Genomic DNA, 24265 nt, shown 5'->3' with positions numbered 1-24265 from the left:
CATATGTTGAGCACTTTGAAACCACGAGGGAGAACGCACGTGCGTCAGCTCATCATCATCGGCTCCGGCCCCGCGGGCTACACCGCCGCCATCTATGCGGCCCGGGCCAACCTCAAGCCGCTGGTCATCGCCAGCTCCGTCGAGGTCGGCGGTGAGCTCATGAACACCACCGAGGTGGAGAACTTCCCCGGCTTCCCCGAGGGGATCCAGGGTCCCGAGCTCATGACCAAGATGGAGGAGCAGGCTCGCAAGTTCGGCGCCGAGATCCTCTATCAGGACGTCACCGAGCTCGACCTCTCCGGTCCCGTCAAGCGGGTGCAGCTCGGCTCCGGCTCGGTCGAAGAGGCCGCAGCCGTGATCTTCGCGACGGGTTCCGCTTATCGCAAGATCGGCCTGCCGAAGGAAGAGCACCTCTCCGGCCGCGGTGTGTCGTGGTGCGCGACCTGCGACGGTTTCTTCTTCCGCGAGCGCACGATCGCCGTCGTCGGCGGTGGCGACTCCGCGATGGAGGAAGCCACCTTCCTCACGCGCTTCGCGACGAAGGTCTACGTCATCCACCGTCGCGACGAGCTGCGTGCATCAAAGATCATGCAGGAGCGCGCGATCGCGAACGAGAAGATCGAGTTCGTGTGGAACAGCGAGGTCGTCGACATCCTCGGTGACGAGGCGGTAACCGGTGTCGTCCTGAAGGACACGGTCGACGGTTCGACGCGCGAGCTCGACCTGCAAGGGGTGTTCGTCGCCATCGGCAACGACCCGCGCACGAAGCTCGTCCACGGCCAGCTCGACCTGACCCCCGAAGGAACGATCTGGGTCGACGGCCGGTCGTCGCGCACGTCGATGCCCGGTGTCTTCGCCGCGGGCGACGTCATCGACCCCACCTACCGCCAGGCGGTGACCGCCGCCGCATCCGGAACGATCGCGGCCCTGGACGCGGAGCACTTCCTCGCGGCGCTCGACGAAGCGGGCGCACCGGAGCCCAACGCCGACCAGATCGAGGGTCTGCCGGTCATCTGAGGGAACATCCGAACCCCGTCGGGTGTTCGGTATGAGTAAGGCTTACGAAGGGAAATGACTATGAGCGCGAAGGCGACCAGCTCGAGCACGTGGAACCAGGACGTCCTCGAAGCAGACGGTCCCGTCCTGGTGGACTTCTGGGCGGAGTGGTGCGGCCCGTGTCGCATGGTGGCCCCGGTTCTCGATGAGATCCAGGCGGAGAACCCCGAGAAGATCACGGTGCTCAAGCTCAATGTGGACGAGAACCCCGATCTCGCGATGAAGTACCAGATCACCTCCATCCCGGCGATGAAGGTGTTCCAGGGCGGCGAGGTGAAGACCACGATCATCGGCGCGAAGCCGAAGTTCGCGCTCGAGCAGGATCTGGCCGCGTTCATCGGCTGATCCGCTTCCCCGAATACGACAGAAGCCCCCGGAGATTCTCCGGGGGCTTCTTCTCTGCGCTGTTCAGGATGCTTCGGGTCGCACGGTGGCGTCCCATCGACGTGAGGTGTTCGTCTCGCCGAGCAGACGCCAGACGGCACGGGTCAACGGCGGATAGTCCAGGGCGATCTGACGGAGCACGCGGTAGTGGCGCGCCTCGGACGGCTTGCTGCCGCCGGCTTCGGCGATGTTCTCTGCGCGCAGGAGGAACACGACGAGCTCATCGACCGTAGGGAGGTCTTCCATGAAGTCCCACGGGTCCTCCCCCTCGCGGAGTCGTTCGTGGATGAGGGCGGCCAGTTCGTCGGCGGCTTCCGCCCGCAGCAGTTCGAGACTCGCTCGACGGCGTGGGGATTCGGAGGTCATGATTCCAGCCTACGTTTTGTGTGACGCGTCGGGGCCCCAGCGTCGGTCCGTCTCCTCGCTGCGCTCCTTGCTCAACGACCAGGGTCCGCCACCGGTCGTTGGGCGAGCGAAGTGAGTCGAAACGCAGAGTCGGGGCGCGACTTTCACCCGTGAAACGACCGATTTCGGTTCGTCAGGAGCGATTCTCCGCTTCGATCAGCGCGATGCGCCGAGCTCTTCCTCGCCGAGCTCGCTGAGGATGCGATTCAGATCCTGGATGGTGGCGAAATCGATCGCGATCTGGCCTTTTCGTGCAGAGATGGAGATCTTCACACGCGTGTTGAGGCGATCCCCCAGGCGTTCTGCGATCTCGTCGAGATGTGCGCGTCGTGCCCCGGCCTTCGGCGCCGGACGCTTCACCGCGGCAGCTCCCTTCGCCGCGGCTTCCGCCGCCCGCACCGACAAGTCCTCGTTCACGATCTTGTCGGCGAGACGCTGCATGCTCTCGCCGTCCTCGACGGAGAGGATCGCGCGGGCGTGGCCTGCCGAGAGCACACCGGCGGCGACGCGCTGCTGCACCGGGACTGGCAGACGGAGCAGGCGAATGGTGTTGGAGATCTGGGGACGCGACCGGCCGATGCGTGTCGCGAGCTGCTCCTGGGTGATGCCGAAGTCCTCGAGCAGCTGCTGATAGGCGGAGGCCTCCTCGAGCGGGTTCAGCTGCGACCGGTGCAGGTTCTCGAGGAGCGCGTCGCGGAGGAGGTCTTCGTCCGCGGTCTCACGGAGAATGGCGGGGATCGTTTCCAGTCCCGCCTCACGTGCAGCGCGGGTGCGGCGCTCTCCCATGATCAGTTCGTAAGTACCCTCGCCGGTGTCGCGCACGACGACCGGCTGCAGCACACCGAATTCGCGTACGGAGTGCACCAGTTCCGCGAGGTCTTCCGGGTCGAAGTTCGTCCGGGGCTGACGAGGGTTGGGAACGATCGCGTGCGGATCCACCTGGATCAGGCGGGCGCCCGGAACAGCGAGCAGCTCCTCCTGCGGAGCATCGTCCGTCACCGCATCCGTCTTCGGCGCCGGCGCACCGGGGAAGAACACGTCGACCGGACGCGCCTCGGAACCCTCCGACGTCGGAATGAGAGCTCCGATCCCCCGACCGAGTCCCGTTCGCTTGGCCATCAGTGTTCTCCTTCGTTCATGGTCGACACGGCCCCATCGGCCTGGCGAGCCAGCAGTTCGACAGCAGCTTCACGGTAGGCGACCGCGCCTGCCGATTGGCCGTCGTAGGCAATGACGGTCTGACCGAAGCTCGGCGCCTCAGACACACGAACCGAGCGCGGGATCACCGTGTTCAACACTTCTTTCGGAAAGTGCGTGCGCACTTCGTCAGCGACCTGCTGTGCGAGCCGGGTGCGCCCGTCATACATCGTCAGCAGGATGGACGACACATGAAGCGGGGGATTCAAATGCTTCTGGATCATCTGCACACTCCCGAGGAGCTGACTGAGGCCCTCGAGAGCGTAGTACTCACACTGAATGGGGATGAGAACCTCGTCCGCGGCGGTGAACGCGTTGATTGTGAGCAAGCCCAGCGATGGCGGGCAGTCGATGAGAACGACGTGCGGCGGCTCTTCAGATGCCGCCAGATACTCTTCGAGAGCGCGGCGAAGCCGGTGCTCACGGGCGACCTGCGACACCAGCTCGATCTCCGCGCCGGCGAGGTGGATCGTGCTCGGCGCGCAGGTGAGCAACGGGGACTCAGGGCTCGTCTGCACGATGTCAGCGAGCGGGAACTCATCGATCAGCACGTCATAGACGCTGGGGATGTCTGCCGTGTGCGGTACACCGAGGGCAGTGGACGCATTGCCCTGCGGGTCGAGGTCAATCACCAGCACACGAGCGCCGACGCTCGCGAGCGCCGCCGCTAGGTTGACGGTGGTCGTCGTCTTGCCGACGCCGCCCTTCTGGTTCGAGACGGTGAGGGTGCGAGTCCCGGTCGGAAGCGTCACGGTGGAGTCCTCGAGAGCGCGTCGCCGCGCGCGGAGGTCCGCGAGCTCGCGGGCGAGGGGGGTGTCGTCACCGAAGTCCGTCGCGGTGTCGTCGGATTGTTTCACGTGAAACACTTCGCCTTTCGCCAGCATCGAACCTTGTCCACTCTAATCGTCGCCATCGACAGCCACGCCGTGATGTTTCACGTGAAACACCACCTCAGGAGCGCACCACACGTCCACGAACCACGCGGGTCGGCGTCTCCAGAACGCCCGCTCCCACGACCTCGACACGCAGATCCACGACACGGTGGACTCGAGCCTGCTTCGCGGCCTTCTCGATCTCCGCATCAGCGGCAGCGCCCTTGAGAAGGATGAGTTCTCCCCCATCGCGCACGAGAGGTGCGGTGATCGGAAGAAGTGTGCGCAGAGCACTCACTGCGCGGGCGGTCACCGCGTCGAGGCTCGCGCCGCCGGTCCAGTCCTGCGATCGACCACGGAAGACATCCACGTTCTCCAGCGCGAGTTCATCGACCTGCTCCTGCAGCCACTGGGTGCGTCGCTCCATCGGCTCGATCAGCACCCATTGGACGTCGGGGCGCGCGATCGCACCGACGATGCCTGGCAGCCCCGCGCCGGATCCGACATCGCCGATACGGCCGACGGGAACAAGCGGTGCCATCACCGCGCTGTTCAGGATGTGTCGTGTCCACAGCCGTGGTAGCTCCAGTGGACCGATCAGTCCGCGCAACTCGCCTTCCCTGGCGAGGTTGCGGGTGAACGCGCGGGCACGATCGATTCGATCTCCGAAGATCGTCGGCGCCGCTTCCGGCTCCTGCTCGAGTTCGTCTATCAATGTTTCACGTGAAACAGTCACGCGCGCCGGAGCACGGTGTGACGCTGAGCGCCCTCGCCGTATGACTCCGAAACGAGCCCACGCTCGGCCGCGATGTCATGCACGACCTTGCGCTCGTAGCTGGACATGGCCGGGAGCGACGCCTGCGACGCGCCGTCCTCCAGACGTGAGGCGGCACGGTCGACAAGAGCTTCGAGTTCACGGCGACGCGCATCACGTGATCCGCTGACATCGAGGATGAGGCGGGAGAATCGACCGGTGCGGTTCTGCACCGCGAGGCGCGTGAGGTCCTGCAGTGCACTGACCGTGTCGGGGTCGGACAGCACGCGGAGGGAATCGTCGCCATCCGACTCGATCGACACGTACGCACGGTCGTTGCGGACATCCAGCGCCAAGTCGCCGCCGATGTCAGCGATGTCGAGGAGCCCCTCGAGGAAGTCGGCGGCGACGTCGCCTTCCTGCTCGAGCTGCTCGACGGTGTCGGTCGCGGTGGGGGAGAGTTCAGAGGTCATGACGGTCTCTCAGCTGGAGGGTTCGGAGTCGGAAGCACCGCTCTTGGCGGCGGGTGGCTGCTTGCCGGACTGCTTCTTGGCGCGCTGCTTACCGACGGGCTGCTGGCGCTTCGGGGCTGCGGCCCGCTTACGCTCGGCCTCCTCGAGAAGACGCTGCTGCTCCGCCTGGTACTTCTCGATCGGAACGACCTTGCCGCTGCTGTCGATGGCCTTGCCCCGCCGAGCGAGACGCTCCTCGCGGGCCTTCGCCGCCTCAGAGCCCGGGGTCGGCAGGTTCCGGATGACGAGGAACTGCTGGACCATCGTCCAGATGTTGCTGATGAACCAGTAGACGACGACGCCGAGCGGGAAGAAGATACCGGAGAAGACGAAGGCCAGCGGGAGGATGTAGAGCATGATGCGCTGCATCTGGTAGGCCTGGCCGGTCTTGGCCTCGGGGGACAGGTTCTTCGAGATGATCTGCAGCTGGGTGAAGAACTGCGACGCGATCATCAGGACGACGAGGACCAGCAGGATGATCACCGTCACCGTGCCGTCAGGACGTCCCCAGGCGCCGACAAGGGTGTCATGCAGCGACGCGCCGAACAGGTTGGCGTTGTAGAACTCTGACGTCAGGTTCGCATCGAGGAATCCAACACCACCGATCCCGGCAGCCGCGTGCTTCGCGACATCGTTCAGCACGCTGTACAGCGAGAAGAAGATCGGCATCTGCACGAGCAGCGGCAAGCAGCCCGAGATGGGCGTCGTGCCGTGCTTCTTGTACAGCGCCATCGTCTCGCGACTCATGGCCTCGCGTGAGAGCTGGTCGCGCTTGCCGCGGTACTTCTCCTGCACCTTGCGCAGTTCCGGAGCGATCTCCATCATCTTGCGCTGGCTCTTGATCTGCTTGACGAAGAGCGGGATGAGGGCCGCGCGCACGACGATCACGAGACCGACGATCGACAGCACCCAGGCAAGGCCCGAGTCGCCGGGCAGACCAAGGAACGTCCAGATCGCATGCCAGGCGACCAGCACCATCTCGACGACCCATTTGAGCGGCCACAGGATCGTCCCGATCAGGTCGAAGCCGCCCGATGATTGCGTCGCGGTCGCAAGTACCAGATCCACGGGGATCAGTCCTTTCTCAGTGGCACGACGAATCCGTGCCGGGTCAGTGCGTGGGAGAAGTCCTTGTGGGCGGGCGGATCATCGATCCCGCCCTCGGCCCAGGGGTGGCACCGTGCGATCCGAGCGGCGGTCAGCGCCGCGCCCTTCACCGCACCGTGCTGCTGAACCGCCCCGACCGCGTACGCGGAGCAGGACGGGTAGTACTTGCAGACATCGCCGTACGTATGCGAGATCGTCGCACGGTAACCATGAAGAAGACCGAGCATGATGTTGCGCGGCAGCAGCGGAATGGCGCGGAACCAGCCGTGCTCGGGCATCGTCGCCTCGCCCACCGACGCCATGGGCAGCGTCGAGGTGCTCACGACGCCCTCCGGGCCAGGCATCGCTTCACTTCGGCGTCGAGATCGGCGAATGAGGCGTCGGCTCCGCCGGGCAGCACACGCACGACAACGTCCGCGCCCCTGACCATGGTCGGGAGCGCGGACGCGCAGATTGCTTTGAGTCGCCGGCGGACGCGATTGCGAACGACCGCTGTGCCGACCTTCTTGCTCACGATGAACCCGAACCGTGCGGCGCGGTCGTCACCGGATACCACCACGTACGTGACGGTGTGAGGACCGGAACATCGCACGCCGCGGCGGACGACAGCCTTGTACTCGGCGCCGTCGGTCAGTCGGTTCGGCCGCGAGAGCAACGGAAAGGGTCAGGCCGAGAGCTCGGTGCGGCCCTTTGCGCGGCGTGCCGAGAGGATGGCGCGGCCGGCGCGGGTGCGCATGCGAGCGCGGAAGCCGTGCTTCTTGGCGCGACGGCGGTTGTTGGGCTGGAACGTACGCTTGCTCATGGGATCTCTCCGGGAAACGGTTGCCACCCGAAGGCGAAGCCTTCAGACGTGGTCGGGGACTGCCTCGAGGGCATAAGTCAACCGACTAAGACTAAGGCCCGAACCCCGAGAACTCAAACCGCGCAGCTCAACCCGCCATTATCCACAGCACTGTCCCCGACCCCCTGAATCGACACACCCCCGGAACGACGCCGGAGTTTGCTCTCTGGAGCCTCGCTGACTAGCGTGGCTCGCGCAGTTATCCACAGGTGTCGCGCACCGGCGCGTTCTCGCCGGGCCAAGAAGGGGACCATGACCGCGCAAGACACTCCCGACGTCCCGGTGTGGTCGGCGGCTCTCGAGATTCTCGGCACCGACGCCCGGGTCTCGCCGCAGATGCACGGCTTCCTCAACCTTGCGGTCGCCCAGGGCGTGATGTCGGGGTTCCTGTACCTCGATGTCCCCAACGATCTCACCGCCGCGCAGCTCAACAAGCGACTTCGTCCCATGATCCTGGAAGCTCTCGCGCAGGCATCGACGAACGAGGTCACCGGGTTCCGGGTCGTCGTCAACCCGGAGCTGATCGACGCGCACCTGACGGCAGAGGTGCCGGTGCAGACCATGGTGATCGAGCAGCCCGTCGCCGCACCCGCGCCGGCCGCGGAGGCCCCGGATCCCGCATCCGCCCGGGCGGATACCCGACTCAACCCGAAGTACACCTTCGACCGGTTCGTCATCGGCCAGTCCAACCGCTTCGCCCACGCGGCCGCGGTCGCCGTCGCCGAAGCACCCGCCAAGGCGTACAACCCGCTCTTCATCTACGGCGACTCGGGTCTGGGAAAGACACACCTGCTGCATGCGATCGGCGACTACGCGCTGAGTCTGTATCCCGGCATCCGCGTGCGCTACGTCTCCAGCGAAGAGTTCACGAACGACTTCATCAACTCCATCGCCAACAACCGAGGCTCCGCGTTCCAGGCGCGCTACCGCGACGTCGACATCCTTCTGATCGACGACATCCAGTTCCTCCAGGGACGCGCCGAGACCCAGGAAGCCTTCTTCCACACCTTCAACACACTCCACGACCACGACAAGCAGGTCGTGATCACCAGCGATGTCCCGCCGAAACACCTCACGGGTTTCGAGGATCGGATGCGGAGCCGCTTCGAGTGGGGTCTGATCACCGATGTCCAAGCGCCGGACCTCGAGACCCGCATCGCCATCCTCCGCAAGAAGGCGCAGAACGAGCGGCTCCAGATCCCACCCGAGGTCATGGAGTACATCGCGACCGTCGTCTCCAGCAACATCCGCGAGCTCGAGGGCGCCCTCATCCGCGTCTCGGCCTTCGCCAGTCTGAATCGCTCGACGCTCGACATGTCGCTCGCGCAGCAGGTGCTGCGAGACATCGTCGACCAGGACGACACCAACGTCATCTCGCCGACGGACATCATCACGGCCACGGCGCAGTACTTCAAACTGTCGGTCGATGACCTCTACGGGTCGAGCCGTTCGCAGGCCATCGCGACCGCACGCCAGATCGCCATGTATCTCTGCCGGGAGCGCACCAACCTCTCGCTTCCGAAGATCGGCCAGCTCTTCGGCAACCGCGACCACACGACCGTCATGTACGCGTACAAGAAGATCAGCGACCTGATGAAGGAGCGCCGCTCGATCTACAACCAGGTCTCGGAGATCACCACCCAGCTCGGCAGAGCGGGTCGCTGACACCACTCGAACCCCACCGCCTCATGCCGTGGGGTTCGTCGTTTCCGGCGGGCGAAGACTCTCATTTGACAATCGCCTCGCGCGGCCTCATCCTCCGCTTTCACACATGTGGACAAGTTGTGGATAACTGTGCGAAACGCCGACGAGCGATGTGAACGACACGGCGAACACGTGTGGAGAACGCTCGAGCTCGACGAATCACCGCATCCGTGTTCGACAGCTCCGTCCGCAGCGCGTCCACATCTCACACGCGTGTAGTTCCCATGAGCCGAGAGTCATCCACCGACTTATCCACAGTTTGCACAGCTGTTAACAAGATGACTCTCACATCACTCTTCATTGGCGTGCGATCACCTTTGGGACCGGGAAGCGTGTTCTTCGTCTGGACCGATCGCAGCACTAGCATGGGTAAGCCCAGCCCGCCGGAGAGGGAGCACTGTGAAGTTCCAGGTCAATCGCGACGTTTTCAGCGAAGCCGTATCGTTCGTCGTCAAGCTCCTGCCCCAGCGCAACCCGCAGCCGATCCTGGCGGGCGTGCTCATCGAAGCCGGTTCCGAGGGACTCTCCCTGTCGGCCTTCGACTACGAGGCATCCGCGCGCACCACGATCGAGGCCTCGGTGGAAGCGCCCGGCACGATCCTCGTGCACGGTCGTCTGCTCTCCGACATCGCCAGTCGCCTGCCCAACGCTCCCATTCAGATCGAGGTGGACGACGACGGCATCCTGCTCACCTGCGGATCGGCGCGCTTCACGCTCGCATCGATGCCGGTGCAGGAGTACCCGGCCATCCCCGAGGTGACGGGCGAGTCCGGTCTCGTTCCCGCCGAGGAGTTCGCGACCGCGATCGCGCAGGTCGCCTTCGCCGCATCGCGCGACGACGTGACCCCTGTGCTCACGGGTGTCCAGCTCGAAGTGAGCGGAACGCAGCTCAGCCTCGTCGCGACCGACCGCTACCGTGTCGCGCTGCGAGAGATCCCCTGGGACGGTCCCGCCACCACCGATGGCGAGAGCACCACGGCTCTCGTTCCGGCGCGCACCTTGCAGGAGGTCGGCAAGACCTTCTCGCACGGCGAGAACATCTCGATCGCGTTCTCCGGTTCGGGCGACCGCGAGATCATCGCGTTCACCTCGGGCAACAAGACCGTGACCTCGCTGCTGATCAAGGGCAACTTCCCTCCCGTGCGTCGTCTGTTCCCCGAGCAGACCGCGCATCACGCCGTCGTGAACACTGCAGACCTCGCCGAGGCGGTACGTCGTGTCGCGCTCGTTCTCGACCGCTCCGCGCCGCTGCGCTTCACGTTCACCGCGGAGGGCGTTGCGATGGAGGCGTCGGGAACCGAGCAGGCGCGTGCTTCCGAGTCGGTCGACGCGACGCTGACCGGCGACGATGTGACCCTCGGGCTCAACCCGCAGTACCTGCTCGAGTCGCTGTCGGCCGTGCGCAGCGAGTTCTCCCGCATCACCTTCACCTCCAGCGACAACGCGAACAAGCTCAGCCCGATCCTCGTGACGCCGCAGACCTCGGTGGAGCGCGCCGGCGAGGGCGAGTTCAAGTACCTGCTGCAGCCGAACCTGCTGCTGCGCTGATCACGTCGCACCGTCGCCGTAGGGTTGTCCGGTGATCGTGGAACGCCTGAGTCTCGTCGACTTCCGTAACTACGAACACGCCGACCTCGAGTTCACGCGCGGGGCCAACCTGCTCGTCGGACGCAACGGCCAGGGCAAGACCAACCTCGCCGAGGCTGTGACCTACCTCGCGACGCTCGGCTCGCATCGCGTGTCGGCGGACGCACCGCTGGTGCGTTCGGGAGCGGATGCGGCGTTCGTCCGCGCACGCCTCGGTCACGGTGAGCGCCACATCCAGCTCGAGATCCAGATCAACAAGCAGGGATCGAACAAGGCGCGTGTCGGCGGGGCTCCGGTGCGTTCCGCGGAACTGCCGCGCTACGCGCAGGTCGTGCTGTTCGCCCCCGAGGATCTGCAGATCGTGCGCGGAGACCCCTCCGCCCGGCGGCGGTTCGCCGACCAACTGCTCGTGCAACTCTCCCCCCGGCTCGCCGGCGTCATCGCCGACTACGACCGCGTGCTCAAGCAGCGCACCGCACTGCTCAAGTCGGCGCGCGCCCGGGGCTTGCGCGGCGACGCGCTTCCCACCCTTGATGTCTGGGACGACAAGCTCATCGCCCTCGGCACCGAGATCATCGAGGCACGTGCTCGGCTCGCCGCCGACCTGCATCCGCACCTCGTCGCCGCCTATGCGGCGATCGCCGGCGCTGATCACTCTCCCGAGCTCGAGTGGGCGAACTCCATCGCCGGCTTCGATCCGGAGGACGGTGACGATCAGCGCGTCGCGTCCGGGGCGGTGACCGCCGAGGCCTTCCGCGCCGCCCTCGCGGCGAAGCGGGCCGCGGAATTCGACCGCGGCGTGACGCTGGTCGGTCCTCACCGTGACGACCTCATGCTCCGCATCCGCTCTCTTCCGGTGAAGGGATACGCCTCGCACGGCGAGTCGTGGTCCGTGGCGCTCGCACTGCGCCTGGCTTCCGCGCAGCTGCTGCGCGCGGACTCGCTGCTGGGAGATCCCATCGTCATCCTCGATGACGTCTTCGCCGAACTCGACGCCGACCGGCGGATGCGGCTCGCCTCGCTCGTCGCGGACTTCGAGCAGGTCGTGGTGACCGCCGCGGTCGAGGCGGACGTTCCCGAAGAGCTCCGCGGGCGCACGGTGCGCGTCGAGGCCGGCCGCATCCTCGAGGTCAGTGACGATGAGTGATGAAGACGAGGTCCCCGAGACCCTCGGCACCTACCTGCGTCTGCGAGGACTCGAACCGACGTCGCGTCGCGGTGCGAAAAAGCGCACGCGTCGCGGCACCGAAGACGAGGGCGCGCCATTCACACCCGGTCGCGATCCGCATGGCGTCGGGGACGTGCTCGCCCACTGGACGAAACAGGCCGGATGGGACCCGCTTCTCGCCCGCGCGGACCTGGTGCGGCAGTGGGAGGTCGTCGCCGGCGAGGAGACCGCCCGGCACACGCGTCCTGTGGGATTGGATGCGGGAGTGCTGACCGTGCAGTGCGACTCGACCGCGTGGGCGAAGCAGCTGCGGCTCATGCGAACGCACATCGTCACGACCATCGCCCAGCGTTTCCCGGATGCGGGCGTCCAGAACGTCCGCTTCGTCGGCCCGGACGTCCCCTCCTGGAAATGGGGTCCCAGAGCCGTTCCAGGGCGCGGTCCCCGGGATACCTACGGATAAGGCATGTACGGACGTATCTTGCGTCCGTTTACGACGGCACACGGGCGTACACGCCCCGTGATGACCCTCCGCTTGATAGACTGGGACGGTCCGTCTACTAGAACCGGAGCGCTCGAAACCTATGACGTCCCCCACCCCCTCCAGCGTTCCCCACGACGGACAGAACACCCCCGAACCGGTCCGGAACGAGTACGGGGCAGACGAGATCCAGGTTCTCGAGGGACTCGAGGCCGTTCGCAAGCGCCCCGGCATGTACATCGGTTCCACCGGCCCGCGTGGACTCCACCACCTGGTGTACGAGATCGTCGACAACTCCGTCGATGAGGCGCTCGCGGGATACTGCGACCGCATCGAGGTGACGATCCTCGCGGATGGCGGCGTGCGTGTCGTCGACAACGGTCGCGGCATCCCCGTCGACATCCACAAGACCGAGGGCAAGTCCACGGTCGAGGTGGTTCTCACCGTCCTGCACGCCGGCGGAAAGTTCGGCGGCGGCGGCTACGCCGTCTCCGGTGGTCTGCACGGCGTCGGCTCGTCCGTCGTGAACGCGCTGTCGACGCGACTCGAGGTCGCCGTCAAGCGCCAGGGCTACGAGTGGAACCAGTTGTACGCCAACGGCGGCGTCCCCCAGGCCCCGCTCGCTCAGGGCGTGCCGACCGACGAAACCGGAACGACCATCACCTTCTGGCCGGACCCGGCGATCTTCGAGACGGTCGACTTCGACTACGACACCCTGCGCACCCGTTTCCAGCAGATGGCGTTCCTCAACAAGGGACTCGCGATCACGGTGCGCGACGAGCGGCCCGACCACACGGTCGACGAAGAGGTCGACGGCAAGGTGACGGCCGTGCAGCCCCACGACGAGTTCCTCTATGAGCGCGGACTGGTCGACTACGTGGAGTACCTCAATCGGGTGCGCAAGGCGGACGTCGTCAACGACGAGATCATCGATTTCGAGTCGGAGGACACCGACCGCCACATCGCGCTCGAACTCGCGATGCAGTGGACCACGTCCTACACGGAGAACGTGTTCACCTACGCGAACACGATCAACACGCACGAGGGCGGAACCCACGAGGAGGGCTTCCGCGCGGCGCTCACGACGCTGGTGAACAAGTACGCGCGCGCGCAGAACCTGCTCAAGGAGAAGGACGACAACCTCTCCGGTGACGATGTGCGCGAGGGCCTGACCGCCGTCATCTCCGTCAAGCTCTCCGAACCGCAGTTCGAGGGTCAGACCAAGACGAAGCTCGGCAACACCGAGGCGAAAGCGTTCGTCCAGAAGGTCGTCGGCGATCAGCTCGGCGATTGGTTCGACCGCAACCCGCAACAGGCGAAGAACATCGTCCGCAAGGCCATCGACGCGGCGACCGCCCGGATGGCGGCGCGCAAGGCCCGTGAGACCGCGCGCCGCAAGAGCGTGTTCGAGTCAGCCTCCATGCCCGACAAGCTCAAGGACTGCACGAGCAAGGACCCCTCGATCAGCGAGATCTTCCTCGTGGAGGGAGACTCGGCCGGCGGTTCCGCCGTTCAGGGGCGCGACCCGCATACGCAGGCGATCCTGGCGCTGCGCGGCAAGATCCTCAACGTCGAGCGCGCCCGGCTCGACCGCGCCCTCGGCAACAACGAGGTGCAGGCGATGATCCAGGCCTTCGGCACGGGCATCGGCGAGGACTTCTCGATCGAGAAGGCGCGGTATCACAAGATCGTGCTGATGGCCGATGCCGACGTCGACGGCCAGCACATCACGACGCTGCTGCTCACGCTGCTGTTCCGCTACATGCGCGGACTCATCGAAGCCGGGTACGTGTACCTCGCGCAGCCGCCGCTCTACCGTCTGAAGTGGTCGAACTCGCCGCACGAGTACGTCTACAGCGACATCGAGCGCGACGCGCTGCTGGCCGAGGGACTCGCGGCAGGCCGCCGCATCCCGAAGGACAACGGCATCCAGCGCTACAAGGGTCTGGGCGAGATGAACGCCAAGGAGCTGTGGGAGACCACGATGGACCCGACCACCCGCACCCTGCTGCAGGTGACGATCGACGACGCCGCTGCGGCCGACGAGATCTTCTCCACCCTCATGGGGGAAGACGTCGAATCCCGCCGCCACTTCATCCAGCGCAACGCCAAGGACGTCCGGTTCCTCGACATCTGATCGCACCGGATGCGGCGCAAGCCGCATCCCTCAGATGACACGACACCGACGTAGAGAAGAAGAGACGAATGACTGACGAAGAGCGTCCGACGACGGAGCCCGCCGAACACGACCACGGTCGCATCGACCAGGTCGACCTGCAGTCCGAGATGCAGCGCAGCTACCTCGACTACGCGATGAGCGTGATCGTCGGCCGGGCGCTGCCGCGCGTGGAAGACGGCCTCAAGCCCGTGCACCGCCGTGTGATCTACGGCATGTACGACGGCGGCTTCCGACCCGACAAGTCCTTCTCGAAGTGCGCCCGCGTCGTCGGCGAGGTCATGGGTCAGTACCACCCGCACGGCGACTCGCCCATCTACGAGGCGCTCGTCCGGCTCGTTCAGCCGTGGTCGCTGCGCTACCCGCTGGCCCTCGGCCAGGGCAACTTCGGCTCCCCCGGCAACCAGGGCGCCGCAGCCCCCCGGTACACCGAGACCAAGATGGCCCCGCTCGCGCTGGAGATGGTGCGCGACATCGAGGAAGACACCGTCGACTTCGTCGACAACTACGACGGGCAGACGCAGGAGCCCGTCGTGCTGCCGGCGCGCTTCCCGAACCTGCTCGTCAACGGATCCGTCGGTATTGCCGTCGGCATGGCCACCAACATCCCCCCGCACAACCTCCGCGAGGTCGCGGACGGCGTGCTGTGGGCGCTGGACCACCCCGAGGCGACGCAGGAGGAGCTGCTCGAGGCGCTCATCCAGCGCATCAAGGGTCCCGACTTCCCGACCTCGGCACAGATTCTCGGCACGCGCGGCATCATCGAGGCGTACCGTACCGGTCGCGGTTCGATCACGATGCGTGCCGTCGTCAACATCGAAGAGATCCAGGGCCGTACGTGCCTCGTGATCACCGAGCTGCCGTACCAGGTCAACCCCGACAACGTCGCGGTCAAGATCCGCGACCTCGCCCGTGACGGCAAGATCACCGGCATCGCCGACATCCGCGACGAGTCGAGCGACCGCACCGGTCAGCGACTGGTCGTCGTCCTCAAGCGGGATGCGGTCGCCAAGGTCGTTCTGAACAACCTGTACAAGCACACGCAGCTGCAGGACAACTTCGGCGCCAACATGCTGGCGATCGTCGACGGCGTGCCGCGCACGCTGTCGCTCGACGGGTTCGTCTCGTACTGGATCACCCACCAGATCGATGTGATCGTGCGTCGCACGGCGTACCGCCTGCGCAAGGCCGAAGAGCGCATGCACATCCTGCGCGGCTACCTGAAGGCGCTCGACGCACTGGACGAAGTGATCGCCCTCATCCGTGCGTCCGCGACGGTCGACGATGCACGCGGCGGACTGAAGAAGCTGCTGGACATCGACGACATCCAGGCCGATGCCATCCTCCAGATGCAGCTGCGCCGCCTGGCCGCTCTCGAGCGGCAGAAGATCATCGACGAGGCCGAGGAGCTGCAGGCCCAGATCACGGACTACCAGGACATCCTGGCCACGCCCGCGCGTCAGCGCACCATCGTGCGCGAGGAGCTGACCGAGATCGTCGCGAAGTACGGCGACGAGCGTCGCACGCAGATCCTCTATGGGTTCGACGGCGACATGTCGGTGGAAGACCTCATCCCGGAAGAGGAGATGGTGCTCACCATCACCCGCGCCGGCTACATCAAGCGCACACGCAGCGACAACTACCGCTCGCAGCATCGGGGCGGCAAGGGCGTCAAGGGTGCACAGCTGCGCGCCGACGACGTGGTCGAGCACTTCTTCGTCACCACGACGCACCACTGGCTCCTGTTCTTCACGAATAAGGGCCGCGTCTACCGCGCCAAGGCCTACGAGGTGCCCGAGGCCGGCCGCGATGCGAAGGGTCAGCACGTCGCTAACCTGCTCGCGCTGCAGCCGGATGAGGAGATCGCACAGATCCTCGACATCCGTGACTATGCGGTCGCGACGTACCTCGTGCTCGCCACCCGCGGCGGACTCGTGAAGAAGACGCGCCTGACGGAGTACGACACGAACCGTCAGGGCGGCGTCATCGCGATCCGTCTGCGCGAGGAGGACGAGCTCGTCAGCGCGCTGCTGGTCGACGAGAGTGATGACATCCTGCTCGTCAGCCGTCACGGCATGTCGCTGCGGTTCACGGCGACGGATGCGTCGCTGCGGCCGATGGGCCGCTCCACGGAGGGCGTCAAGGGAATGTCGTTCCGCGGCACCGACAGCTTGCTGTCGGCATCCGTCGCCTCTGTCGACGGCGACGTGTTCGTCGTCACCGAGGGCGGGTACGCGAAGCGCACGGATGTGGATCAGTACCGCGTCCAGAGCCGCGGCGGATTGGGCATCAAGGTGGCCAAACTGCACGAGGATCGGGGCGACCTGGCCGGCGCTCTGATCGTCGGAGACGACGATGAGGTCCTTGTGGTTCTTGCCAGTGGCAAGGTGGTACGCTCTGCCGTGGCCGAGGTCCCTGCGAAGGGTCGCGACACCATGGGCGTCGTTTTCGCCCGACCGGATGATGACGACCGGATCATCGCGATCGCCCGCAACAGCGAGCGACGCCTTGCGGATGTGGCAGATGCCGATGCATCCCAGGAGACCGAGCCGGCCGCCACCGTTCCCGAGGAGAGTACTGACGCATGAGCACGGTAGCCGACAAGCTCGCCAAGAAGTCGAGCAGCAAGACGAGCGCCAAGCAGGTTCGTCTCCGCCTCGTCTACGTCGACTTCTGGTCGGCGGTGAAGCTGTCGTTCCTGGCGGCCGTCGCCCTGGCGATCGTCACGGTCGTGTCGTTCCTTCTGGTCTACCTGGTCGTGCAGACGACCGGTCTGATCGGCCAGGCCGATGAGTTCTTCAAGTCGTTCTCGGATGGTTCGCTCTCGCTCAGCCAGTTCGTCGGGCTCCCGCAGGTCATGGCTTTCGCGGCCGTTGTCGCCATCCTGAACCTCATCGTCGTGACGGTTCTGGGAGCGGTCATCGCGGGCATCTACAACCTCGCGGTCAAGGTCACCGGCGGTCTGCTGGTGGGCTTCACCTCCAACTGACCGCGATTGGTCAAACCGGTCCGCATCCGGTAAAGTCTTGGAGGTTGGCGCCGCGAGGTGCCGAACGGGGCTATAGCTCAGGCGGTTAGAGCGCTTCACTGATAATGAAGAGGTCCCAGGTTCAAGTCCTGGTAGCCCCACCACCCTTCTCACGGGGCCTTAGCTCAGTTGGTAGAGCGCCTGCTTTGCAAGCAGGATGTCAGGAGTTCGAATCTCCTAGGCTCCACAGTTTCTCCCTCTCCGAGATCAGCGGATGCACATCCGTTTCCGACGGTCCGGAGCACGGCAACGACGAGTGCCCCGCACCTTCCGGCACGGGGCACTCGTGGCGTCCGTCAGTCGCGCTCTGCGGTGGCGAGCTCGTCCTCGCCCGCATCCGCCTCGATGACGATCTCACGCACCACCTGACGGATGCCGAGACCGCTGCGCTGCCCGCCGTCGCGGCTGGCGCCGCCCATCATGCCGCCGGGGGTCATCATCCGCGAGCCGGCGGTCGCGGCGTGAGAGCTGCCGACGCTCGCCGCGGTGGCGGCGGATGCCGCGGCGCCCGTCCCCATGATCGACGACGGGGTGCCCGTGCCGGCACTGGAGCCGGAGGCGCCGCCGCCGGTTCCGTACGCACCACCCGCACCGATGCCGCCGCCGTCGACGGAACCGTGCACGCCGGCGGCGGAGACTGCTGCCATGCCCGCAGTGCCGATGGTCGATCCGTCGGCGGTGAGGGTGCCTTCCGCTCCGACGCCCGTTGAGACGACAGCGGTCGGCGTGAAGTGCCAGTCATCGGCCTTCTGCCCGGCGCTGACGAGATTCGCCTGGGCGGTGTTGCCGAGCCGAGTGGCGCCGGAAGCGTCGACCACGGCGCCCGCAGTGATCGTTGCGGACTTCGCCCCGCCACCCAGGATGGTCGAACTCAACCGCTCGGTGCTCTTGAACAGCGAGCCGAGCTGCTGCACGAAGCCCACGAGCGACTTCACCGAGCGCACGACCTGCGTGAGGGGGCGCACCACCTTGTTGACCAGCTGGTTGACCTTGGTGACGACGCGGGCGATCGCGTAGCCGATGCCGAGGCCGAAGGATGCGGCGACGACCGCCATGGCTTCGATCGCCGTGGCGACGACCTGCGAGATGGCGTTCTTCACGACACCCTGCATCTTCGCGACGAGCGACGAGGCGTTGCGCAGCCCACCGGCCGCGGCATCGGCCCAGTCGCCGGATGCGGCGATGTGCTGGGCGGTGTCCTGCGCGAAGCGCACGTAGGTGCGCACCGTGTCACCGCTGAGCCCGTCGAGATCCGACAGGCGGGTCACAAGTGTGTTGCCCGTCTCGCGCAGCGCGCTGCCGGCGTTGGTCCACTGCTGTGCGACGGCCGCGACGTTGGCCTCACTGCCGGCGAGCTGATCGAGCCAGGTGCTCAATGGCTTGAGGTACTTCATCACCCAGCCGAGGCCGATGCTCGCGAGCGTTCCGATGGGATCCGCGAGGGCGGCCGCGGCGTTGCCCAGCGTGTCGAGGAAAGCGAGTCCGCCCTCGAGCCAGTCGCCGTTGCGTACGGCCTGCGAGAGGGCATGGCCGGAATCGAGGAGCTTGCTGCCGGAGTACGGGGAGGCGAAGGAGGAGCCGGATGCGGCGAGGGCGGCGGGAGTGGTCATCACAGGCCCAGCGCATTCTCGAGGTCGCGGAGGGTGTTGACCGTGTCGTCCTCGAACTGCTCCCATTGCGCGGCGGTGCTGCGCAACTCGCCCGCCGTGCGAAGCAGCAGCGACTGATCCGCGCCGAAGAGGCCGGTCGCCGCCGCGGACATCGCCATCGAGGGGGGAACGAGGAAGGCGCACAGGATACCGAAGGCGTTGGAGGCGAGATCGCCTCCCTTCAGCATCGAGATGGCGCCGGTGACGTCATCGGCAAGCGAGGTGACCAGCGCGGCATGCTGCCGGAGCCGATCGAAATCAAGGGCGATGTTCTCGGTCATTCGAGGCTCTCTCGGACGTATCAGGGGGTGTCGGTGGAGCGGAGCTGTTCGGTGATGGGGTCGTCGTCGCCCAGGAGCTCGGCAACGGCGTCGATCGTGGCTGCGTGGGCGTTCTTCTCCGCGGCCACGATCGTGGCGAGGATGTCGGAGGCGAGTCGTTGTGCGCCGCGGGCGAGGGCCGTTTCGCCCAGACGGAGTGTCTGGACGCGGCCCGTCGAGTCGACCTGCACGTAGACGTCGCGCGCGGTGGACCAGGCGGCCCCGCGGATCGCGGACACGGTGGCTTCGAATGCGGGCATCTTGGCGGCGCGGTCACCGCTTTGACGGACGTCGCGCTCGATCTGCGCGAGGGATTCTTCGGGGTCCAGAGGCACGCGGTCACGCTAGCGAAGCGCGGTGAACGACAGCGGGAGTTATCCACACCCCGGTAAAGTCACGCCATGGATATGCGTGTCGCCGCCTACGCGATCATCACCGATGACACCGGGCGCATCCTGTTGGCCCACTGGAACGAGGGCCGTCGGAGTGCGTGGACGCTGCCGGGCGGGGGTCTCGAGGAGGGCGAGGACCCCGAGCGCGCCGTGCGACGCGAAGTGCGTGAGGAGACCGGTTACCGCGTGGCCGTCGATGAGCTGCTCGGGATCGACTCGAGGGTGATCCCCGCGACGAAACGCCTCTCGGAGACCGCATCCGCGTTGCACACCCTGCGCATCGTGTACCGCGCTCACATCACGGGCGGACGCCTGCGCAACGAGGTAAGCGGTTCCACCGACCGCGCCGACTGGTTCACGCCGGAGGAGGCGGCCGCACTCCGCCGCGTACGGCTGGTCGACATCGGACGCCGGATGGCCGGAGGGGATGCGGCGCCGACGCAGCTGTGACCTTCGGCACGTATGATCGCCGGACGTGCAGTGAGGATGATCAGTGGTGCGATGGCGTGTTCTGTCCGCGGTGGCCGTGATGGTCGCAGCTCTCGGAATCGGCGGGTGCGCGGCGAGCGATTCGCAGCCGTCTGTCCCGGGCGGTGAGACCGCGGTGCCGACTGCTCCGCCCAACAGCCTCGCCGCCGAGGACCTCCAGACGATCGTCGACCGCTGTGCGACACCGCTGGCGACCGACGACGCGTCTCTGGGCGCCGAGCTCTCAGCGGCGGGCCAGTCGGCGGCCGAGGCCGCGCTCTTCTTCGCGACGTCGAATCAGTGTGCAGACATCCCGGCGGCTCTGCAGCGCACGGATGTCTCCTCCTTCACCTCACCCCTGAGCTTCGTCGAGCAGCCCTGCGAGGGTCGCACCGTCGTCTCCTTCTGGGCCCATTACGACGATGACCTGATCTTCGGCAACCCGGTGATCGATGAGGAGCTGGGCAGCGGCGCCTGCGTCCGCACCTTCTTCTTCACGTACTCGGATGCGGGAGAGGGGGAATCCACCTACGCCAGCGAACGCGAGAAGGGGATCCGGGCGGCATACGACGCCATGCTCGGGCGGAGTGGCGCATGGGTCGACCGATCGGTGACGCTGGTCAGCGGCATGACGGTCACGATGACCAAGCCGAACGACGATGATCGCGTCTCCCTTCTCTTCCTGCGTCTTCCTGATGGCGGACTCAGCGGTACCACGTTCATCTACACCGGGCAGCAGACGCTCGAGAAGCTCCTGAGCGGAGCGCTCCCGTCGCTGCGCACGATCGACGCGGGGCGATCGGTGTCGGTCGCGACGCTGGAGAAGTCGATCGCCGAGATCCTCGCCGGATACGTGCCGGATCGTGTTCTCACGCACCTGCCCAAGGAGTCGGCGGAGTCGGCGGGCGACCACCCCGACCACTCGTCCGTCGGAACGCTCGTCTCGCGCGCGGTGGATGCGGGAGCCGCGCCCAGCGCGCAGGTCGAGTACGCAATCGGGTACCCGTCGGCCGAGCGAGCGGCGAACATCACCGGGACCCAACTGGAGCGCAAGGCGTCCCTGTTCGCCGTGTACGCGGCACACGACCCCGTGATCGGTTGTTCTTCGGCCCAGACGTGCCTCGCCCGGGCGCACTTCGGCGACTGGCTGCAGCGCGAGTATCTGGTCGCGCAGGCGGATCTGCGTCGATGAGGGATGCTGCGCTCGCTCAGAGGGGCTGGGAGATGTCCGCTACAGTCGCGTCGAGCGCCTGCAGCAGGGCGTCGGCATCTACGAACAGACTGAACCCGTGGGCGCCGGCGCCGAGCGCGATGCGGCGTCCGCGGATCGACTCGTCGGCGAAGACCGGCCAGGCGGTCGTGCTGCCGAGGGGCACGATGGTGCCGCGCTCGTAGCCGGTCGCGGCGAGAGCGACATCGGGGTCCGGCAGCTTCAGCTTGTTGACCCCCACGAGTTGGCGCAGTTTCGGCCAGGCGATGGCCCGATCGCCCGGGACGAGGGCGAAGAGGAACGTGTCGTCACTGCGTTTGACCACCAGCGTCTTGACGATGTCGACGGGCGAGATCCCGAGGAGCTCGGCCGCCTTGGGGAGGCTCCGGGCTTCGGGGCGCTCCCGCACCTCCACAGAAAGACCGAGGGCGGATGCGGCTTCCCGCACCCGCCTCGTCGGATCCTCGTTCACGCGTCAGGCGCGCTCAGCGGGTCGTCCGCGACCCACAGCTCGTCGTCGGCGCGCAGCGTCTGCCAGGCGGCGTAGAGCACACCCGCTGCCGCGGCGACACCGAAGATGAGGGCGATGACGCCGCCGGCGCCCATACCCCGCTTCTTCGGAGACTCGACGGCGAGGCGCTTGGCAAGCTTCTTCGACGCCTTGGCGCCGTACTTGGCGGCCTTCTTCTTGTACGTTGCGGGGTCGAGGTCGATGCCGCGTCCGGCGGCGATGCGCGCACGGGTGTCGCCCGCCGCATCCCACACCGAAAGGGCGCCGCCCACGAGCGCACCGGCGGCCGGAACGACCTTGTCGCTCAGCACGTGCTTCGAGATGTTGACGCCGCGGTCCACGTACGGGGCCGCGTAGCGGTCGTACCCTTCGCGCACCGCGGGCACCACGTGCTCGCGGTTGTAGTTGCCGAGCTGGCGGCCGGCTTCGCGGGCGATGTCCGCCGCTTCACCGACGAGCACCTGCTGCGATTCCCACACCTTGTTGGCGTGGCCTTGGAGCTTCCGGAGCTCCTTCTTACGCTTGCGGCTGAGGCTCATGCGAGATCCCCCTAATCCGTGGGTAGTCGTGAGCCCATCTTGCCAGAGGGATCGGCCGCGCACGGCAGGGCTTGCAGCGAACTCTGAGACAATGACAACATGCCTCAGCACACCGCCGTCGCCACCATTCACACCAACCACGGCGACATCGTCGTCAACCTGTTCGGGGACCACGCGCCCCGCACGGTCCAGAACTTCGTCGGCCTCGCCGACGGCACCGGAGAGTGGACCGACCCCTCCACCGGTCAGCCCGGTAGCGGCCCCCTCTACAACGGGGTCATCTTCCACCGCATCATCCCCGGTTTCATGATCCAGGGCGGCGACCCGCTCGGTCAGGGCGTGGGCGGTCCCGGCTACACGTTCAACGATGAGATCAACCCCGAGCTCACCTTCCAGAAGCCCTATCTGCTGGCCATGGCCAACGCGGGTCAGCGCCGCAACGCCATCACCGGCGCCGTGGAGGGCACGAACGGATCGCAGTTCTTCATCACGACCGACCCCACCCCGTGGCTCCAGGGCAAGCACTCGATCTTCGGCGAGGTCGCGGACGACGCGTCGCGCCAGGTCGTCGATGCCATCGCCCAGGTGCCCACCGGCGCCGGTGACCGACCGGTCGAGCCCGTCGTGATCGAGTCGATCGACATCGCGCAGGTCTGACACCCGCATCCCGTGACGAGCGAGAGCTTCGCGAGCAACCGCGAGAACTTCTGCTACCGGCATCCCGACCGCCAGAGCTTCGTGCTCTGTCAACGGTGCCTGCGAACCATCTGTCCTGAGTGTCAGACGCAGGCACCGGTCGGGGTGATCTGTCCGGAGTGCATGGCCGAGCAGCGACGTGCGGCCACACCCGCGCAGAAGAAGGCGCAGCGTCGGTGGGGCCGGTCGGCGCCCGTGGCGCTCGCCGCGGGCGGCGGTCGACCGATGGTGACGTACACGATCATCGCCCTGTGCGCCGCGGTGTTCGTGCTCTCGTTCGGACTCCCGCTCACCGAGTGGCTCGGGTTCAGCGCGGGCTATCTCTATCCGCAGTTCACGGGCGAGTTCCAGCCGTGGCGACTGCTCACGGCGAGCCTCGTGCATTCGGGCTTCTGGCACGTCGGTCTGAACATGCTTACCTTGTGGATGATCGGACGCATCCTCGAGCCCGTGCTCGGCAGCGCCCGATTCCTCACGCTGTATCTGATCAGCGCACTCGGCGGGTCCGTCCTCGTCGACCTCATCGCTCGCGACTCCTTCGTGGTGGGCGCATCGGGGGCGATCTTCGGGCTCTTCGGCGCACTGATGGTCATCGCGCGCCGGTTGGGCAACGACATCACCGGCATCATCATCGTGCTGGCGATCAACCTGGTGATCGGGTTCGTGCCGGGCTTCAACATCTCGTGGCAGGCGCACGTCGGCGGGCTGGTCGCCGGAGCGGTCGTCGGGCTCATCTACGTCACGACGCGGGAGCGTCGCCGTCGCGCACTTCAGATCGCGCTGCTGAGCGGATGGAGCGTCGTCCTCATCGGACTGCTCGCCCTCGCGCCCGTGATCTGGGCGTGAACGGGAAAGTTATCCACAGGTTCATCCACACGTGGGGATGAATCACACGGATGTAATTCTTCGGCCTTGAGCCGTCAGCGCCACCGAGTGGTCATGAGGAAGCCGACGAAGGCGATCCCGAAACCGATGACGAGGTTCCAGGCCTCGATGCCCGGGATGGGGAACTGCATCCCGCTGAGGTAGAACACGAGAACCCACACGAGTCCCACGAGCATGAGACCGATCATGATGGGCTTGAACCACACGGGGTTGGGAGCGGGCTCACCGGCGCCAGCGGGGGTGAGGTCCTCGTCGTTGTCGGAGCGTGCCATGTGCACATTCTAGGGGTCAGGCTTCTGCGTCACCTGCGACAGTTAGACTCC

At 66.4% G+C, this 24265-nt stretch carries 28 protein-coding genes and 2 tRNA genes; 15 read left to right on the top strand and 15 right to left on the bottom strand.

From position 1 onward, the window contains the following. The first annotated feature begins 39 nt into the window (after window positions 1-39). Together trxB and trxA are read left to right on the top strand one after the other, a co-directional pair. Entirely contained in the window at window positions 40-1017 is a 978-nt protein-coding gene (gene trxB / locus SK224_RS04725) for a thioredoxin-disulfide reductase (protein WP_320433616.1), read from the top strand. A 60-nt stretch (window positions 1018-1077) separates the two neighbouring features. Continuing rightward, a complete protein-coding gene (gene trxA / locus SK224_RS04720) occupies window positions 1078-1401 on the top strand; it encodes a thioredoxin (protein WP_137418515.1) in 324 nt (107 codons plus the stop codon). A 63-nt stretch (window positions 1402-1464) separates the two neighbouring features. On the opposite strand, the gene SK224_RS04715 is transcribed toward trxA, so the two are convergent. The 9 genes from SK224_RS04715 to rpmH all read right to left on the bottom strand — a co-directional run bounded on the left by SK224_RS04715 (window position 1465) and on the right by rpmH (window position 7089). Further along, window positions 1465-1806 carry a tryptophan synthase subunit alpha gene (locus SK224_RS04715; protein ID WP_309734142.1) on the bottom strand — a complete coding sequence of 114 codons (342 nt, stop codon included), beginning with the start codon at window positions 1804-1806 and terminating at the stop codon, window positions 1465-1467. Window positions 1807-2001: 195 nt separating this feature from the next. Continuing rightward, window positions 2002-2964: a ParB/RepB/Spo0J family partition protein gene (locus SK224_RS04710; protein ID WP_320433615.1), complete on the bottom strand. Its 963-nt coding sequence runs from the start codon at window positions 2962-2964 to the stop codon at window positions 2002-2004. Next, window positions 2964-3926, bottom strand: coding sequence for a ParA family protein (locus tag SK224_RS04705; RefSeq protein WP_320433614.1), 963 nt, complete (start codon window positions 3924-3926; stop codon window positions 2964-2966). The genes SK224_RS04710 and SK224_RS04705 overlap by 1 nt, the downstream gene beginning before the upstream one ends. A gap of 67 nt (window positions 3927-3993) precedes the next feature. Next, entirely contained in the window at window positions 3994-4626 is a 633-nt protein-coding gene (rsmG, locus tag SK224_RS04700) for a 16S rRNA (guanine(527)-N(7))-methyltransferase RsmG (RefSeq protein ID WP_320433796.1), read from the bottom strand. Window positions 4627-4646: 20 nt separating this feature from the next. Further along, a complete protein-coding gene (locus SK224_RS04695; protein ID WP_320433613.1) occupies window positions 4647-5141 on the bottom strand; it encodes a protein jag in 495 nt (164 codons plus the stop codon). 9 nt (window positions 5142-5150) lie between these two features. After that, a complete protein-coding gene (gene yidC / locus SK224_RS04690) occupies window positions 5151-6248 on the bottom strand; it encodes a membrane protein insertase YidC (RefSeq protein WP_307321385.1) in 1098 nt (365 codons plus the stop codon). Window positions 6249-6253: 5 nt separating this feature from the next. Beyond that, window positions 6254-6631: a membrane protein insertion efficiency factor YidD gene (gene yidD, locus SK224_RS04685; RefSeq protein WP_413816753.1), complete on the bottom strand. Its 378-nt coding sequence runs from the start codon at window positions 6629-6631 to the stop codon at window positions 6254-6256. Continuing rightward, on the bottom strand, window positions 6607-6879 hold the full coding sequence (gene rnpA, locus SK224_RS04680; RefSeq protein ID WP_320433794.1) for a ribonuclease P protein component: 273 nt from the start codon (window positions 6877-6879) through the stop codon (window positions 6607-6609). The genes yidD and rnpA overlap by 25 nt, the downstream gene beginning before the upstream one ends. Window positions 6880-6951: 72 nt before the next feature. After that, complete coding sequence (rpmH, locus tag SK224_RS04675) at window positions 6952-7089, bottom strand: 50S ribosomal protein L34 (protein ID WP_022879826.1); 138 nt, start codon at window positions 7087-7089, stop codon at window positions 6952-6954. A gap of 291 nt (window positions 7090-7380) precedes the next feature. Here rpmH and dnaA point away from each other — a divergent pair, with 291 nt between their 5' ends. From dnaA to SK224_RS04630, 9 genes are all read left to right on the top strand, one after another. Then, the gene (dnaA, locus tag SK224_RS04670) at window positions 7381-8793 is read left to right on the top strand and encodes a chromosomal replication initiator protein DnaA (RefSeq protein ID WP_320433612.1); all 1413 of its coding nucleotides are present in this window, start codon (window positions 7381-7383) and stop codon (window positions 8791-8793) included. Between the two features lie 438 nt (window positions 8794-9231). Continuing rightward, a complete protein-coding gene (dnaN, locus tag SK224_RS04665) occupies window positions 9232-10380 on the top strand; it encodes a DNA polymerase III subunit beta (protein WP_320433611.1) in 1149 nt (382 codons plus the stop codon). A gap of 31 nt (window positions 10381-10411) precedes the next feature. Then, window positions 10412-11566, top strand: coding sequence for a DNA replication/repair protein RecF (gene recF / locus SK224_RS04660; protein ID WP_320433610.1), 1155 nt, complete (start codon window positions 10412-10414; stop codon window positions 11564-11566). Next, the gene (locus SK224_RS04655) at window positions 11559-12050 is read left to right on the top strand and encodes a DUF721 domain-containing protein (protein ID WP_320433609.1); all 492 of its coding nucleotides are present in this window, start codon (window positions 11559-11561) and stop codon (window positions 12048-12050) included. The genes recF and SK224_RS04655 overlap by 8 nt, the downstream gene beginning before the upstream one ends. 121 nt (window positions 12051-12171) lie before the next feature. Next, window positions 12172-14205, top strand: a complete 2034-nt coding sequence (gyrB, locus tag SK224_RS04650) for a DNA topoisomerase (ATP-hydrolyzing) subunit B (RefSeq protein WP_320433608.1) — start codon at window positions 12172-12174, stop codon at window positions 14203-14205. A gap of 68 nt (window positions 14206-14273) precedes the next feature. Continuing rightward, entirely contained in the window at window positions 14274-16832 is a 2559-nt protein-coding gene (gyrA, locus tag SK224_RS04645) for a DNA gyrase subunit A (RefSeq protein ID WP_320433607.1), read from the top strand. Beyond that, window positions 16829-17233 carry a DUF3566 domain-containing protein gene (locus SK224_RS04640; RefSeq protein ID WP_137418500.1) on the top strand — a complete coding sequence of 135 codons (405 nt, stop codon included), beginning with the start codon at window positions 16829-16831 and terminating at the stop codon, window positions 17231-17233. The genes gyrA and SK224_RS04640 overlap by 4 nt, the downstream gene beginning before the upstream one ends. Window positions 17234-17299: 66 nt before the next feature. Continuing rightward, a tRNA-Ile gene (locus tag SK224_RS04635) sits at window positions 17300-17376 on the top strand. A gap of 10 nt (window positions 17377-17386) precedes the next feature. Then, window positions 17387-17459 (top strand) — tRNA-Ala (locus SK224_RS04630). Window positions 17460-17568: 109 nt separating this feature from the next. Here SK224_RS04630 and SK224_RS04625 read toward each other — a convergent pair. The 3 genes from SK224_RS04625 to SK224_RS04615 are packed head-to-tail and all read right to left on the bottom strand — an operon-like array spanning window position 17569 to window position 19576. After that, entirely contained in the window at window positions 17569-18882 is a 1314-nt protein-coding gene (locus tag SK224_RS04625) for a hypothetical protein (RefSeq protein WP_320433606.1), read from the bottom strand. Further along, entirely contained in the window at window positions 18882-19202 is a 321-nt protein-coding gene (locus tag SK224_RS04620; RefSeq protein WP_320433605.1) for a type VII secretion target, read from the bottom strand. Before SK224_RS04620 ends, SK224_RS04625 begins: the two co-directional genes overlap by 1 nt. Before the next feature lie 20 nt (window positions 19203-19222). Beyond that, the gene (locus SK224_RS04615) at window positions 19223-19576 is read right to left on the bottom strand and encodes a hypothetical protein (protein WP_320433604.1); all 354 of its coding nucleotides are present in this window, start codon (window positions 19574-19576) and stop codon (window positions 19223-19225) included. Between the two features lie 66 nt (window positions 19577-19642). Here SK224_RS04615 and SK224_RS04610 point away from each other — a divergent pair, with 66 nt between their 5' ends. Then, window positions 19643-20083: an NUDIX hydrolase gene (locus tag SK224_RS04610; protein WP_320433603.1), complete on the top strand. Its 441-nt coding sequence runs from the start codon at window positions 19643-19645 to the stop codon at window positions 20081-20083. A gap of 46 nt (window positions 20084-20129) precedes the next feature. Further along, window positions 20130-21293 carry a PIG-L family deacetylase gene (locus tag SK224_RS04605; RefSeq protein WP_320433602.1) on the top strand — a complete coding sequence of 388 codons (1164 nt, stop codon included), beginning with the start codon at window positions 20130-20132 and terminating at the stop codon, window positions 21291-21293. 16 nt (window positions 21294-21309) lie between these two features. Here SK224_RS04605 and SK224_RS04600 read toward each other — a convergent pair whose 3' ends face one another. Then, a complete protein-coding gene (locus SK224_RS04600) occupies window positions 21310-21759 on the bottom strand; it encodes an aminoacyl-tRNA deacylase (protein WP_413816759.1) in 450 nt (149 codons plus the stop codon). Between the two features lie 20 nt (window positions 21760-21779). Beyond that, on the bottom strand, window positions 21780-22361 hold the full coding sequence (locus SK224_RS04595) for a DNA helicase (RefSeq protein WP_320433600.1): 582 nt from the start codon (window positions 22359-22361) through the stop codon (window positions 21780-21782). A gap of 99 nt (window positions 22362-22460) precedes the next feature. On the opposite strand from SK224_RS04595, the gene SK224_RS04590 reads away from it, so the two are divergent. Both SK224_RS04590 and SK224_RS04585 read left to right on the top strand, forming a co-directional pair. After that, window positions 22461-23018 (top strand): peptidylprolyl isomerase, encoded by a 558-nt coding sequence (locus tag SK224_RS04590; protein WP_137418493.1) that lies wholly within the window; start codon window positions 22461-22463, stop codon window positions 23016-23018. Window positions 23019-23180: 162 nt separating this feature from the next. After that, complete coding sequence (locus SK224_RS04585; protein WP_320433599.1) at window positions 23181-23903, top strand: rhomboid family intramembrane serine protease; 723 nt, start codon at window positions 23181-23183, stop codon at window positions 23901-23903. Between the two features lie 74 nt (window positions 23904-23977). Here the strand turns inward: SK224_RS04585 and SK224_RS04580 are convergent, their stop codons facing one another. Further along, window positions 23978-24214 (bottom strand): cell division protein CrgA, encoded by a 237-nt coding sequence (locus SK224_RS04580; RefSeq protein WP_137418491.1) that lies wholly within the window; start codon window positions 24212-24214, stop codon window positions 23978-23980. Window positions 24215-24265 lie beyond the last annotated feature (51 nt).

Source organism: Microbacterium sp. BG28, from assembly GCF_034044005.1.
GTDB lineage: Bacteria > Actinomycetota > Actinomycetes > Actinomycetales > Microbacteriaceae > Microbacterium.
This window is presented reverse-complemented; position numbering and strand designations above follow the sequence as displayed.

Excerpts from the sequence above, each read along its gene's own strand:
- SK224_RS04640 (WP_137418500.1), top strand. The coding sequence starts at position 16,829 with ATGAGCACGGTAGCCGACAAGCTCGCCAAGAAGTCGAGCAGCAAGACG.
- dnaA (WP_320433612.1), top strand. The coding sequence starts at position 7,381 with ATGACCGCGCAAGACACTCCCGACGTCCCGGTGTGGTCGGCGGCTCTC.
- SK224_RS04710 (WP_320433615.1), bottom strand. The coding sequence starts at position 2,964 with ATGGCCAAGCGAACGGGACTCGGTCGGGGGATCGGAGCTCTCATTCCG.
- gyrB (WP_320433608.1), top strand. The coding sequence starts at position 12,172 with ATGACGTCCCCCACCCCCTCCAGCGTTCCCCACGACGGACAGAACACC.
- SK224_RS04595 (WP_320433600.1), bottom strand. The coding sequence starts at position 22,361 with ATGAGCCTCAGCCGCAAGCGTAAGAAGGAGCTCCGGAAGCTCCAAGGC.
- rpmH (WP_022879826.1), bottom strand. The coding sequence starts at position 7,089 with ATGAGCAAGCGTACGTTCCAGCCCAACAACCGCCGTCGCGCCAAGAAG.
- SK224_RS04655 (WP_320433609.1), top strand. The coding sequence starts at position 11,559 with ATGAGTGATGAAGACGAGGTCCCCGAGACCCTCGGCACCTACCTGCGT.
- yidD (WP_413816753.1), bottom strand. The coding sequence starts at position 6,631 with ATGCCTGGCCCGGAGGGCGTCGTGAGCACCTCGACGCTGCCCATGGCG.
- SK224_RS04705 (WP_320433614.1), bottom strand. The coding sequence starts at position 3,926 with ATGCTGGCGAAAGGCGAAGTGTTTCACGTGAAACAATCCGACGACACC.
- SK224_RS04625 (WP_320433606.1), bottom strand. The coding sequence starts at position 18,882 with ATGACCACTCCCGCCGCCCTCGCCGCATCCGGCTCCTCCTTCGCCTCC.
- SK224_RS04580 (WP_137418491.1), bottom strand. The coding sequence starts at position 24,214 with ATGGCACGCTCCGACAACGACGAGGACCTCACCCCCGCTGGCGCCGGT.
- SK224_RS04590 (WP_137418493.1), top strand. The coding sequence starts at position 22,461 with ATGCCTCAGCACACCGCCGTCGCCACCATTCACACCAACCACGGCGAC.
- trxA (WP_137418515.1), top strand. The coding sequence starts at position 1,078 with ATGAGCGCGAAGGCGACCAGCTCGAGCACGTGGAACCAGGACGTCCTC.
- gyrA (WP_320433607.1), top strand. The coding sequence starts at position 14,274 with ATGACTGACGAAGAGCGTCCGACGACGGAGCCCGCCGAACACGACCAC.
- SK224_RS04715 (WP_309734142.1), bottom strand. The coding sequence starts at position 1,806 with ATGACCTCCGAATCCCCACGCCGTCGAGCGAGTCTCGAACTGCTGCGG.
- SK224_RS04585 (WP_320433599.1), top strand. The coding sequence starts at position 23,181 with ATGGCCGAGCAGCGACGTGCGGCCACACCCGCGCAGAAGAAGGCGCAG.
- SK224_RS04610 (WP_320433603.1), top strand. The coding sequence starts at position 19,643 with ATGGATATGCGTGTCGCCGCCTACGCGATCATCACCGATGACACCGGG.
- SK224_RS04620 (WP_320433605.1), bottom strand. The coding sequence starts at position 19,202 with ATGACCGAGAACATCGCCCTTGATTTCGATCGGCTCCGGCAGCATGCC.
- SK224_RS04695 (WP_320433613.1), bottom strand. The coding sequence starts at position 5,141 with ATGACCTCTGAACTCTCCCCCACCGCGACCGACACCGTCGAGCAGCTC.